This window comes from Corynebacterium sp. (assembly GCF_030538285.1).
In the GTDB taxonomy this organism is placed as follows: domain Bacteria; phylum Actinomycetota; class Actinomycetes; order Mycobacteriales; family Mycobacteriaceae; genus Corynebacterium.
Window position 1 is genome coordinate 1 of record NZ_JAUNUG010000058.1, and the last position, 12,721, is coordinate 12,721.

Consider the following 12,721-nt stretch of genomic DNA (forward strand, 5'->3'; position numbering starts at 1 on the left):
GGCCGGCGACGAGGCCGACGACGTGGCGGTTGGGGGCGTCGGCACCCGTGATCCAGGCGGTGCCGGGCACAACCCGTGGGTCAGCGAGCACGCGCACACCGTTAGCGGCCAGGCCGCGCGGGCCGACATAACCACGGACCAGGAAGGGGTTCTTCTGGAAGTCCGCGTCTTCCGCCATGGCAACCTCAGCCGGCTCCATGGAGGCCTCGAGGCGCTTCATGTCCACCTCGCGGTCGCCGGGGACGAGCACACCGAGCAGCTCCGGCTCCTGGCCCGGCTCGGTGACCTTGAGCACGACGCACTTGAGCGTGTCGGAGGCCTCCGCCTCGATGCTCTCGGATCGGGCCCACTCCACCAGGGTGGCGATGGTCTCCGCATCCGGCGTGTCATATTCCACGGCCTCGGGCTGGCCCTCGATGGGCTGCTCCACGCCCGGCTGCGTCACCACGGCTTCCACGTTCGCGGCGTAGTCACCGGAGGTGGAACGGACGAAGGTGTCCTCACCGTTCTCGCTCACCGCCAGGAACTCCTCGGAGGCTGAGCCACCCATCGCACCGGACGTGGCCTGGCAGATGACATACGACAGCCCGAGGCGGTCGAAGATCGCCTGGTAAGCGCGGCGGTGTGCGGCGTAGGACCCATCGAGCCCCGCGTCGGACATGTCGAAGGAGTAGGAGTCCTTCATCACGAATTCACGCCCACGCAGGATGCCGGCGCGGGGGCGGGCCTCGTCGCGGTACTTCGTCTGGATCTGGTACAGCGTGACCGGGAAATCCTTGTACGAGGAGTACAGGTCCTTGACGGTTTGCGCGAACATTTCCTCGTGCGTCGGGCCCAGCAGCATGTCGGCGCCCTTGCGGTCCTTGAGGCGGAAGAGGTCGTCGCCGTATTCGGTCCAGCGCTGGGTCTTCTCGTAGGGCTCACGCGGCAGCAGGGCCGGGAACAGCAGTTCCTGGCCGCCGATGGCGTTCATCTCCTCGCGCACGACGTCCTCGATCTTGCGCAGCGTGCGCAGGCCCAGCGGCAGCCAGGAGTACACACCGGGGGCGGCACGGCGGATGTAGCCGGCGCGGACGAGCAGCTTGTGGCTGGGTACCTCGGCATCAGCCGGGTCTTCGCGCAGTGTGCGAAGGAACAGCGAGGACAGACGTGTGATCATGGTGTCAGACTTTACCCGCTACCCTTATCCCCATGCTGATCGTCCTCCCTCCTTCCGAAACCAAGGCCCCCGGTGGCTCCGGCCCCGCGCTTGACCTGGAGGGACTGAGCTTTCCGGCGCTGAATCCCACGCGTTCATCGCTTATCGACGTTCTTTCCGCCCTCGAGGTCGACGAAGCGTTGCCAGTGCTCAAGATCTCCGAGAAGCTCCGCCCGGAGGCGGAGGCCAATCTCGCGTTGCGCACGTCCCCGACGACGCCCGCGTTGCACCGCTACACGGGAGTGCTTTTCGACGCCCTGTCCGCCCCCACCCTGCCTGACATCGCCTGGGAGCGCCTCGCCGTCGGCTCGGCATTGTTCGGTGTGGTCCGCGCCGGTGACCTCATCCCCCGCTACCGGCTCTCTGGCGGCACGAAGCTCGACGGGCGCACCATGCGCTCCCGGTGGGGCCGACTCATCACTGAGGCTCTGGCGGAGGAGGGTTTCGTCGTCGACTTGCGTTCCGGCGCCTACCAGCAACTGGGCCGCGTTCCCGGCGCGGTGACCGTGCGCGTGGAGAAGGACGGCAAGGTGGTCAGCCACTTCAACAAGCACTACAAGGGTGAACTGGCCCGCGTGCTGGCGAGCGCACCGGTGGAGGCCGCCTCCACCGGGGATGTCGTCGACATCGCCCGCGCGGCCGGGCTGACCGTTTCCCCGACCTCCGCTACGGAGCTGACGCTCACCGTCTGACAGGTGTTTTCTGGATTTATGCAACCCTAAGTGGTGTAGTTGATGCCATGGGTAGTGATGTAGACATAAGGAAGGTTGCCGTCCTCTCCCCCTCGAAGGCGGCGCCTCCGCTCGGTCCGGAAGTCCACGAGCAGGCCATGCGCCGCCTGCGTGAGGTGTTCGGTCTGGAGCCCGTCGAGTACCCCACCACCCGCGAATTCGAGTCCTATCCGGAGGACCGCGCCCGCGATATTATGGCCGCGTTCACGGACCCGGAGATCAAGGCGATCTTCACCACCCTGGGCGGCGATGACCAAGTCACCGTCATCCCCTTCCTCGACCCGGATGTCATCGCCGCGAACCCCAAGCCCTTCTTCGGCTACAGCGACAACACCAATATCCTCAACCTGCTGCACAGCCTGGGGATCCGCGCCTTCCACGGCGGCAACACCCAGGTGCAGATCGGGGCTGGCCCGCGTATCGACGACATCACCGTCACCTCGCTCAAGGCCGCCCTGGAAGGTTCCGGAGTCATGGAGATCACCGACCCCGGCGAGTCCGAAGACCACGGCATCCTCTGGTCCGACCCCCTGGCACTCGAGGTCAACGGCCTGCGCGAATCGACGAAGCCATGGCGTTGGGCCGGCCCCGCCCGGCGCGTCTCCGGGCGCACCTGGGGTGGCTGCTTTGAGGTGATCACGCAGATGTCGCTGGCCGACCGTGTCCCGCGTGCCGAGGACCTCGAGGGTGCCATCCTCATGCTCGAGGCCTCCCAGCGGCTGACCAACACCCACGGGATCATGGAGATCGTCCGTGCCCTCGGCGAGGCCGACATCCTCGGCGCGGTACAGGGCGTCATGGTGGCCCGTCCTCCGGCACGCAGCCTCTTCCTGCCCGAGTACCGCGACCGCGAGGAACAGTACGCCGCCGTCATCGAGCAGGTCACCCTGTACAACCCGGAGGCCGTCGTCGTGTGTGGTGTCCCCTTCGGACACACCCGCCCGCAGTGGATCCTCCCCTACGGCGGCGAGGTCACCCTCGACGGTGAGCAGCAGCGGATCTTCGCCGACTACAGCTGAACCCGCTGGTTCGCACGGTAGGCTCGGGCCCATGATCAACTACGGCGAACTCGCAGGGTTAGACGGTTATCGGGCCGCATTTCCCAATGCCCTGGCCGGGCTGGATGATGCCACCGCCACTGAGGTCATCGCCATCGTCCACAACGAGGTCCTCGAGGGGTGGGAACCAAGCGAGGCGGACGTGTCCCGGGTCCGTGGCTTTGTTACCGCCGATGGCCCTTCCCGAAGGCCTGCCGCAGAAGTACTGGCTGAACTCTTAGCTTCGCGCAAGGATTCCGCCTGACGTGAACGCCTGGGGGAACTATTTCTATCCGGGGACCACGGTGCTCCGGAATACGCTGGGGATTCGAGACGAGGCTTTGTTGGCGGAAGTCGAAACCGAGCTGGCACAACGAACGATTGCCGACATCCGCTCCGGTCACCTCACCATTCCCGCCGGTACAGTCCAGGAACGCCTCATGTACATCCACGAGCTACTGTTCGGGCAGCTGTATCCGTGGGCGGGTGAGTTCCGGGACGTGAACATAGCGAAGGGCGGGAATCATTTCGGGGACCACGCCTCCATGCCGATGTATCTCCGGCAGGCCGAGCGCTACCTCGTACAACATCCCTTGGACGCCGAGCACCTGGGGGAACTGCACACCCACCTGAATTTCGCCCATCCTTTCCGGGAGGGCAACGGACGCACGCTGCGGGTGTTCTTCCAAGTGTTGTGCCCCGCGGGAGTGGAACGTGGCGTCAGCCGCCACGTTCCGGGATCCGTACGGTCTATCCCTCGATCCGTCTCCCCTCCAGGAGATTTACCACCGTCTCCTGGGCGGTTGACGAGCATCAAAGGCGTCCCCCGATGTGGGGAGAGGACCCCGGAAAACGCGGATCAGCTAGCGGCCTCCTCCCGACGCACCAGCGCCGCACCAGAGTAAAGACCAGCGGTAGCGACGAGCGCCGTAACAACCATGACAGAGGTCATCGCGACAGGCTGGGAAAGGCCGGCATTGGCAGCCAACCCCACCAGCGGGGAGAGAAGGCCAGCCATGATGAACTGGCCAGAACCCATAAACGCCGATGCCGAGCCAGTGACGTTGCCAGCGCGGGAGATCGCCAGGGCGGAGTTGTTGGCGAAGTTGATACCCATCGACGCGACGACAACGAAGAGTCCGACGAGGATGAACCAGCGGTTGGCGTCGAGAAGCGCGGCCGTCAGGAGGAAGAGCGTGGCCGCGACGAGTACACCGTTACCCACGCGGGCTAACTTGAGCGGTCCGACCTTCTTGACGATCTTCGCGTTGGTCAGCGCCACCACGAACATGCCGAAGGTGTTGGTGGCGAAGATGAAGGCGTAGTGCACCGGGGTGAAACCGTAGTACTCCTGCAGGATGAACGGGGAGGCGGCGACGTAGGCGAACATCGTGGAGAAGGAGAAGATGAAGCCGAGGGTGAAACCGACGTAGGCGCGATCACGCAGCAGGCCGCCCATGGCGGAGAACAGCGGCTTGAGTCCACCGGTGGTGCGCTGCTCCGCGGGCTGAGTCTCCGGGATCCACTTCGCCACCAGCAGTACGCCGATGATGTTGAGCCCGAAGAGCACCCAGAATACGCCGCGCCAGCCGACGGAATTCACGACGAGGCCACCGACGACCGGCCCGATCACCGGGGCGGCACCGCCCAGCAGCATGAGCAGTGAAAACACCCGCGCCAGCTCAGGCCCCTTGGCCAGATCACCGGCGACCGCGCGTGCGAGAACGACCGCCATGCCGGCGGCCAGGCCCATGATGAAGCGGGCGATAAACATCACCCACGCGGCCGGGGCCAGCGCGGAGGCGGCGGTGGCGATAACGAGCAAAACGGTGCCGGTGAGGAAGAGACCGCGGCGACCGCGGGCGTCGGAAAGCGGGCCGGTGACCAGCTGGCCGATGGCCATGCCGGCGAGGAAGAAAGTGAGTGTCAGCTGCGCGCCGGCCTGGGTGATGCCAAGATCGCGGCCGAGCTGCGGCAGGCCAGACAGGTACATGTTGACCGACAACGGCTCGACGGCCGAGATGAACGCCAGCACGCCGAGGATGAGCGGCGGAATGAGTGCCTTGGTCTGGGGGGCTGTTGCCACGGTGGTTGCCATTTCTACTCCGGATAGTCGCCGCTAATGGTAATAGTTTTTGCTTACTCGTCAACATTACTATACCCCAGAGGGTATTCAAGTCCGTACCCTGGGAACCATGAATGCACCCCACCTCGACCACAGCTACGCCGACGCCTTCCCCGAACTCGTCCACGCAGCCCACGCCGAGGAACAGCCGGACCCGCAGCTCGTGGTGCTCAACACCGACCTCGCGAGCGAACTCGGCATTGACCCCGAGTGGCTGCAATCGGAAGAAGGCCTACAGTTCCTCCTCGGCCGCGGCGGCAACCGCACCGTCGCCATGGGCTACGCCGGACACCAATTCGGCCAGCTCTCCCCACGCCTCGGCGATGGACGCGCGCTGCTACTCGGCGAGATCAAGGGCCGCGACCTCCACGCCAAGGGCACCGGCCCCACTGTTTTCTCCCGCGGGGGCGACGGCCGCGGAGCTCTCGGCCCCATGCTCCGCGAATACCTCGTCTCCGAGGCGATGCACGCCCTCGGTGTCCCCACCACCCGCGCTCTGGCAGTCATCTCCACGGGCCGCAAGATCATGCGCACCGGCACAGTCCCCGGCGCCGTGCTCGTGCGCACCGCCGCCAGCCACCTGCGCGTGGGCACCGTCCAGTACTCGCGACTGATCAGCCAGGACATGGACCTCACTGAGCGCCTTTGCACCTATGCCCGTAAGCGCCACTACCCGGAGCTGAACACCCACGCCGAGTTCTTTGCCGGTGTGATGGACGCGCAGATCGCCACCGTGGCGACGTGGATGCGCCTGGGTTTCATCCATGGAGTGATGAACACCGACAACACCACCCTGTCCGGCGAGACCATCGACTACGGCCCCTGCGCCTTCCTCGACCGCTTCGACCCGGCGACGTTCTTCTCCTCCATCGACACCCACGGCCGCTACGCCTTCAACAACCAGCCGCCCATCCTCGGCTGGAACCTCGCCCGCCTGGCCGAAGCCATGGTCCCGCTCCTGGAGATCGAGGACGCCCAGGAGATCATGAACACCTTCCCCCAGCGCTGGGAGAAGGCGCAGGCTGCGGAGCTAGCCCGTACCCTCGGCACCCAAGATTCGGGGATCGCCGAGCGCTGGCTGCAGCTCCTGGAGACCCACTCCCCCGACCTCACCGACACCCACCGCCTCCTCAACGACGACCCGGACACCATCCCCGATGCCGAGTGGGTCGCGGACTGGCGCGCGCTCAACCCCGAGCCGATGGGGCACCCCTTCCACATCCCGCGCAATCACCTTCTCGACGCCGCGCTCCGCGCCGCCGAAGCCGGCGACACCGCACCGTTCCACGAGCTTCTCGACGTTGTCACCACTCCCTTCAACGATCATGGCGAGCAGTTCCGCGGCCCAGCGCCCGAGGAGTTCAGCTCAATGTTCCGCACCTTCTGCGGGACCTAGAAGTCATCAATAATCAGCTTGCCCATCCCCAGCATCCGTTGATACGCGCCCGGACGCTGCATGAGCTCGGCCAAGTTGTCCGGCACGATCTGCCAGCTCACGCCATAGCGATCCTGCAGCCAACCACACCGTTCCGCCTCGGGTACCGCCGACAGGTTCTCCCACAGGTGATCGATCTCCTCCTGCCCGCGGGCGTTGACCTGCAACGACACACCCGGCGAGAAGGTGAAGGGTTGCGGCACCCCGGAGTCCATCGCGGTGAGCCACTCACCAATCAGCTGGAACTCGGAGAAGACGATCTCCGCGGAATCCGGGTAGGTCACGCGGTTGCCTACCCGCGCATCGGGAAACACAGCGACATACTCATCGACCGCCTGGCGGGCCTTTCCCTGGGCCGAACCGCAGAACATGAGGTTCGGGATGACGAAGGGCCGTGGTTCCCCCGCCGGGTCGGTGAGCATGAGCTGCCAGTTCACCCCGTAACGGTCCGCCACCCAGCCGTAGTACTCGGAGAAGTCATAGGAATTCAGGGGCATGAGGATAGTGCCCCCCTCGCTGAGTTTCTCCCACAGCCCATCCAGCACCCCGCGGGGATCGGCCATGCGGGACGGGTCGAAATTGAGGAAGAAGCTGATCGCCGGGGTGGGCTTAAACTGCGGCCCTCCGTTGACCAGCGTGAGACGGTAGCCGTCGATAACCACATCCACCGACAGCGTCTCCCCGGCCCGGTCAGATTGGAAGTCCGGCAGCCCGGAGGCGGGATAGGTGACGCAGGCATCGATGCGCGCGTCAGGGAACGCAGATGCATAAAACGAGGCGGCTTCGTCGGCGTTCCGGTCGAACCAGAGGTTGGGCACAATGCGTTGCATGCCCTTCATCCTAGGGCCGCGGGCTCGGGGCTCGGGTTCATTCCCTCGCGATCGCACCTTTTGAGCCGCCGTAGGCTCGGGATCGCGCTGATCCCGAGGGGACGATCGCGAGCCCCGAACCCAACCCCCAGAACCACGAAAGGGCCGCGGCACCGAAGCGCCACGGCCCTCACACGCTCGGAGCTACTTCTCCAGCTTGAGGGTCTTCTGGGTGTAGTCCCAGAGCTCGTCGAACATCTTCTTGTCGTCGGCGAGCTTGGTGCCGTAGGACGGGATCATCTCGTAGAGCTTCGGACCCCAGTCGATCATGCGCTCACCGAAGCAACGCTCGAGAAGCTCCAGCATGGCGGCCGGGGCGATGGAGGCACCCGGGGAAGCGCCCAGCAGGCCGGCGATGGAGCCGTCGATGCTGTTGATCAGGGTAGTGCCGAACTCAAGGGAGCCGAAGCGCGGGGCGGCGGTCGGCTTGATCACCTGGACGCGCTGGCCGGCGACGACGGTCTCCCAGTCCTCGGCGCGCGCGGACGGGACGTAGTCACGCAGGTCGACGAGGCGCTTTTCGAAGTCCTTGGCCACTTCCTGCACGAGGTACTTGGTCAGGGCGAACTCCTGCACGGCGACACCCAGGTAGGAGGGGATGTTGTCCGGGCGGATCGACTTGAACAGGTCGAGGTAGGAGCCTTCCTTGAGGAACTTCGGGGTCCAACCACCGTAGGGTCCGAACAGCAGGCCCTTCTTGCCGTCGATGACGCGGGTGTCCAGGTGCGGGACGGACATCGGCGGGGCACCGACCTTGGCCTTGCCGTAGACCTTGGCGTCGTGCTGGTTGATCAGTTCCTCGTTGGTGCAGCGCAGCCACAGGCCGGAGACCGGGAAGCCGGCGTAGCCGTTGACCTCGGGGACGCCTGCCTTGCGCAGCAGGTCGAGGGCGTAGCCGCCGGCGCCGACGAAGATGAACTTGGCCTTGACCACGGAGGTGTCACCCGTGTGGACGTTCTTGACGGTGATCTTCCAGGCGGCACCTTCCTTCTTGATGTTCTTGACCTCGTGGCCGTAGCGGATCTCAGTGCCGGATGCCTCGGCGGCGGTGAGGAACTGCTTGGTCAGGGCTCCGAAGTTAACGTCGGTGCCGATGTCGGTGCCGGAGTAGGCGACCTTCTCGGCGGCGAAGTCACGGTCCTTGGACATGACGGGGAGGCGCTCGGCGAACTTGGCGTCGTCCTCGACCCATTCCATGCCCGGGAAGAGGAGGTTGTCCTTGAGGGCCTCGTGGCGGCGCTTGAGGTAGTCGACCTGGTCATCGCCCTGGGCGAAGGCCAGGTGGGCTACGGGGTTGATCCATTCCTTCGGGTCAGCGAGGACACCGTGGTCGACCTGGTGGGACCAGAACTGGCGGGAGACCTGGAACTTCTCGTTGATGCCGATGGCCTTGGACACGTCGATGCGGCCCTTGACCTCGGGGGTGTAGTTCAGCTCGCAGAGCGCGGAGTGGCCGGTACCGGCGTTGTTCCACGGGGAGGAGGACTCCTGCGCGGGGCCGTCGAGACGCTCGAAGATCATCTGGGACCAGCTGGGCTCGAGCTCGCGGATCATCGCACCCAGGGTGGCGCTCATGACACCTGCGCCGACGAGGGCGACATCGACCTCGTCAGTGACCTGGGGGTTCTTGTTTTCGGTGGACACCTTGCATTACCTCATTCGTCGTCGAAGGTTCTGGCCATGTGATGGCCCACACCGGGGGTGTCGGCACTACTCCCGGCGGGCAGGACAATCTCGGGGACCGCTCCCCTTGTCCGGTAAACATCAACCTTACGCTCTAGGTTCCCGGGGGTGTGACGAAGGTCGGGATTTTGTGAACTTATCTGCGTCCGATCCTCCCCCCGCTGCCTGCCCCCGCGTGCCGTAATAGGGTGGTGGGCATGAGTGTTGCCGATGTCAGTGACTGGTATGAGGACCTGCTGGGCCCTGATTTTTATGCCCGGGATATCCACCTGGGCCCGGATCCGGAGGGCGAGGCGGATATCGTCGCGACCCTCGTGCGCTATGGCACGCCGGTGCCGGGGCGGACCAGTGTGTTGTGGGTGCATGGCATGACGGACTATTTCTTTCACGCGCACATCGCGCAGGCCTTCCACGAGGCGGGTTTCAATTTCTATGCCCTTGACCTGCGCAAGTGTGGCCGTTCGCGGCGTGACGGGCAGCGTTGGCATTACAGCACGGATTTCCGGCACTACTTCCCGGAGCTCACCGCATCGCTCGAGCTTATCGACGCCCCCGTCGTCCCCGTCGCCCATTCCACCGGCGGGTTGATCGTCCCGTTGTGGGCGGATCATCTGCGCCGCAATGATTCCGCGCACCACGAACGCCTGACGGGAATCGTGCTGAACTCGCCGTGGCTGGACATGATGTACCCGAAGCCTGCGGTAGCGGCAATGCGCCCGGTGGCCGGTGTCCTGGGCAAGCTCATTCCCGCCACGAAGATCCCGGGCGGAAATCTGGGCACCTATGGGGTGTCCATACATCAGGATCATCACGGCGACTGGGATTTCAATGTCACCTTCAAACCGGTCGGCGGCCATCACAAGTACCTGGGTTGGCTGCGGGAGGTGCTGCGGGTGCAGAAGCTCGTGCACACCGATGAGATCGATGTCGGAGTGCCGGTGCTCACCTTGTGCTCAGATGCCTCCCTGCTGGGCCGTCGCTTCAGCGAGAAGTCCCACGACCATGACACGGTGCTGGATACGCGGCAGATCCAGCGCTGGTCCCCGCACCTGGGTGCGGACGTCACGGTCCACCCCATTGAGCACGCCCGCCACGATGTTTTCCTCTCCCGGCCCACCCCGCTGGCGGAGGCGCTGTCCACCACGATCACGTGGCTGCAGCGGGAGTAGACTCGGCCGTTGACTGTTGTTGAGCAAGGAGAGATTCACGTGGACGTCGATAAGCACTACGATCTGATCATCATCGGAACCGGTTCCGGAAACTCCATCCCAGGCCCCGAGTTCGATGACAAATCGATCGCGATCGTGGAGAAGGGCACTTTCGGCGGCACCTGCCTCAATGTCGGTTGCATCCCGACGAAGATGTTCGTCCACCCGGCTGATATCGCCCACTCGGCCCGCCACGCCGGGAAGCTGGGGCTCAGCGCCCAGGTGTATCGCGTGGATTGGCCGGCCATGGTCTCCCGCATTTTCGACCAGCGCATCGACCTCATCGCCGAGGGTGGAGAAGCTTATCGACGCGGCCCCGAAACCCCCAACATCGATGTCTACGACCAGCACGCCACGTTCGTCGGCGAGCGCACCATCCGTACCGGTGATGCGGTGATCTCCGCGGACCAGATCGTCATCGCCGCGGGCTCCCGCCCGATGATCCCGGCCCAGATCGCCGAATCCGGCGTCCGTTACTACACCAACGAGGACATCATGCGGCTCGAGCAGCAGCCGCAGTCCATCATCATCGTCGGCGGCGGTTTCATCGCGATGGAGTTCGCGCACGTCTTCGAGGCGCTGGGCACGAAGGTGCACATTGTCAGCCGTTCCGCCCTCATGCGGCTTCTCGACGCCGACCTCTGCTCCCGCGTCAATGAGCACGCCACCAAGCGTTTCGACGTCCGCGTCGGCCGCACCGTCGCCTCCCTGGAAGACGACAGCCGCGGCATTACCGCTACGCTTGACGATGGCGCCGTAATCACCGCCGACGTCCTCCTCGTCGCCACCGGGCGCATCCCCAACGGTGACCAGATGGATCTCGCGGCCGGCGGCGTGGAGATGGCTCCGGGCGGGAAGGTCGCCGTCGATAAGTATGGGCGCTCCGTCTCCGCCGAGGGCGTGTGGGCCTTCGGCGACGTCTCCTCCCCCTACCAGCTCAAGCACGTGGCCAACGCGGAGATGCGCGCCGTGCGCCACAATCTCCTCCACCCCGATGACCTGCAGGAGATGCCGCACAAGTTCGTGCCCTCGGCGGTGTTCACCAACCCGCAGATCGCCACCGTAGGCCTCACCGAACGCGCGGCCCGCGAGGCCGGGCACAACGTCACCGTGAAGATCCAGAACTACGGCGATGTCGCCTACGGCTGGGCGATGGAGGACACCACCGGCATCTGCAAGCTCATTGCCTGCCGCGATTCCGGCAGGTTGCTCGGCGCCCACTACTACGGGCCGCAGGCCTCCACGCTCATCCAGCAGATGATCACTGTGATGGCCTTCGACCTCGACGTCCGCGAGGTGGCCACGAACCAGTACTGGATCCACCCGGCACTGCCCGAGGTCACCGAGAACGCGCTGCTGGGCCTGGAGTTCTAGCGTCCCCCAATCGGGGGCATCCGATAGTTCCCGTTTCCATATGGCGAAAATCCACCCCACTCGCGACACTGGCACCAAAAATCCCCATAATCACACCGGCAACTTCTAACGCATTCCCACCTGGAGAAACTCCGGCTCACAGCCGGCAAGCACCCAATGTCTCTATACAATGGCCATTCGACGGCATTGCAGGCCGCCTTATTAGGATGCGAACGGTCATCATGACGTAATATCCTCAATGCGCGTCATTTTCCGAAAAACAACCTGTGTGTAGTTCAGGAATGTGTCGGGTTTTATGCGCACCAGGTTTCTTTACAGCAGGAAGCCACGTTCACTCCGACTAGCAAAGGACTCTCTCTATGCGCTCCATCCGCGTCGCCGCAGTTGCAGGTGCTTCCGCACTCTCCCTCATGTTCGGCACCACCGTCGCCATCGCTGAAGAAGGCAAGGCCGATAACGCGACCGTCATCGAAGGTGCAGAGAACAACCTCACCGAGACCGAGGGTGAGGGCTCCCTCTCCTCCCGCATCGATTCCACCTCTTCCATGGAAGGTGACCAGCCCGCCAACGGTGTCGCACTGTTCGGCTCCTCCAAGCAGGGCTTCGAGGACCAGCCGCGCTGGGCCCAGGTGATGTACGCAGGCACCGTCATCGGCACCATCGCCTCGATCATCGGCATGATTGTCGGCCCGATTCACAACTGGATCAACCACGGTCCGCAGGCCTAAGACACCACCCAACATCACACCGATCATCACAGTAAGGACGTTTCATGCGTAAGTTCCGTAACGCCACCATCGCCGCTGCCACCGCTGTTGCCCTGACCCTGTCCGGCACCGCGGTTGCCTCCGCTGAGGACAACAACTTCTCCCTCTCCTCCAACTCTTCCCAGCTCGGCAAGAAGCAGGGCGCCTGGGCCGAGGGCGAGGACGGCAAGCCGGTCGTCGACATCGAGCACCAGGTCACCGGTCAGGACCTCCTGGGCAAGGAGACCTACGGCGACAACCCCGAGTGGGCCGAGAACTGGAAGACCATCACCACCATCGGCGCCATCGGTGCCG

General features: G+C 64.7%; 13 protein-coding genes. 9 read left to right on the forward strand and 4 right to left on the reverse strand.

The features are described 5' to 3' along the window. The coding region (gene proS, locus Q4G50_RS13270) for a proline--tRNA ligase (protein WP_303378129.1) at nucleotides 1-1,159 on the reverse strand (1,159 nt) is incomplete at its 3' end. A gap of 32 nt (nucleotides 1,160-1,191) precedes the next feature. On the opposite strand from proS, the gene yaaA reads away from it, so the two are divergent. The 4 genes from yaaA (at nucleotide 1,192) to Q4G50_RS14670 (ending at nucleotide 3,871) form a co-directional block, all read left to right on the forward strand. Then, nucleotides 1,192-1,890, forward strand: a complete 699-nt coding sequence (gene yaaA / locus Q4G50_RS13275) for a peroxide stress protein YaaA (protein WP_303378130.1) — start codon at nucleotides 1,192-1,194, stop codon at nucleotides 1,888-1,890. Nucleotides 1,891-1,937: 47 nt separating this feature from the next. Next, the gene (locus Q4G50_RS13280) at nucleotides 1,938-2,948 is read left to right on the forward strand and encodes a S66 peptidase family protein (protein WP_303378131.1); all 1,011 of its coding nucleotides are present in this window, start codon (nucleotides 1,938-1,940) and stop codon (nucleotides 2,946-2,948) included. A gap of 31 nt (nucleotides 2,949-2,979) precedes the next feature. Further along, nucleotides 2,980-3,231, forward strand: coding sequence for a hypothetical protein (locus Q4G50_RS13285; protein ID WP_303378132.1), 252 nt, complete (start codon nucleotides 2,980-2,982; stop codon nucleotides 3,229-3,231). Nucleotides 3,232-3,406: 175 nt separating this feature from the next. After that, nucleotides 3,407-3,871, forward strand: coding sequence for a Fic family protein (locus Q4G50_RS14670; RefSeq protein ID WP_368660631.1), 465 nt, complete (start codon nucleotides 3,407-3,409; stop codon nucleotides 3,869-3,871). Here Q4G50_RS14670 and Q4G50_RS13290 read toward each other — a convergent pair. Then, on the reverse strand, nucleotides 3,826-5,052 hold the full coding sequence (locus Q4G50_RS13290) for a multidrug effflux MFS transporter (protein WP_303378133.1): 1,227 nt from the start codon (nucleotides 5,050-5,052) through the stop codon (nucleotides 3,826-3,828). The two genes, Q4G50_RS14670 and Q4G50_RS13290, sit on opposite strands and share 46 nt — an antisense overlap. Before the next feature lie 109 nt (nucleotides 5,053-5,161). Between Q4G50_RS13290 and Q4G50_RS13295 the strand changes: the two genes are divergently transcribed. After that, nucleotides 5,162-6,487: a YdiU family protein gene (locus tag Q4G50_RS13295; RefSeq protein WP_303378134.1), complete on the forward strand. Its 1,326-nt coding sequence runs from the start codon at nucleotides 5,162-5,164 to the stop codon at nucleotides 6,485-6,487. Here the strand turns inward: Q4G50_RS13295 and Q4G50_RS13300 are convergent. Continuing rightward, nucleotides 6,484-7,356 carry a VOC family protein gene (locus Q4G50_RS13300; RefSeq protein WP_303378135.1) on the reverse strand — a complete coding sequence of 291 codons (873 nt, stop codon included), beginning with the start codon at nucleotides 7,354-7,356 and terminating at the stop codon, nucleotides 6,484-6,486. The two genes, Q4G50_RS13295 and Q4G50_RS13300, sit on opposite strands and share 4 nt — an antisense overlap. Before the next feature lie 183 nt (nucleotides 7,357-7,539). Further along, the gene (mqo, locus tag Q4G50_RS13305) at nucleotides 7,540-9,039 is read right to left on the reverse strand and encodes a malate dehydrogenase (quinone) (protein WP_303378136.1); all 1,500 of its coding nucleotides are present in this window, start codon (nucleotides 9,037-9,039) and stop codon (nucleotides 7,540-7,542) included. Nucleotides 9,040-9,275: 236 nt separating this feature from the next. Between mqo and Q4G50_RS13310 the strand changes: the two genes are divergently transcribed. From Q4G50_RS13310 to Q4G50_RS13325, 4 genes are all read left to right on the forward strand, one after another. Further along, nucleotides 9,276-10,247: an alpha/beta hydrolase gene (locus Q4G50_RS13310; RefSeq protein ID WP_303378137.1), complete on the forward strand. Its 972-nt coding sequence runs from the start codon at nucleotides 9,276-9,278 to the stop codon at nucleotides 10,245-10,247. A gap of 9 nt (nucleotides 10,248-10,256) precedes the next feature. Continuing rightward, nucleotides 10,257-11,660, forward strand: a complete 1,404-nt coding sequence (gene mtr, locus Q4G50_RS13315; protein WP_303378138.1) for a mycothione reductase — start codon at nucleotides 10,257-10,259, stop codon at nucleotides 11,658-11,660. Nucleotides 11,661-12,019: 359 nt separating this feature from the next. After that, on the forward strand, nucleotides 12,020-12,388 hold the full coding sequence (locus Q4G50_RS13320; protein ID WP_303378139.1) for a hypothetical protein: 369 nt from the start codon (nucleotides 12,020-12,022) through the stop codon (nucleotides 12,386-12,388). 44 nt (nucleotides 12,389-12,432) lie between these two features. Continuing rightward, the coding region (locus Q4G50_RS13325) for a hypothetical protein (protein WP_303378140.1) at nucleotides 12,433-12,721 on the forward strand (289 nt) is incomplete at its 3' end.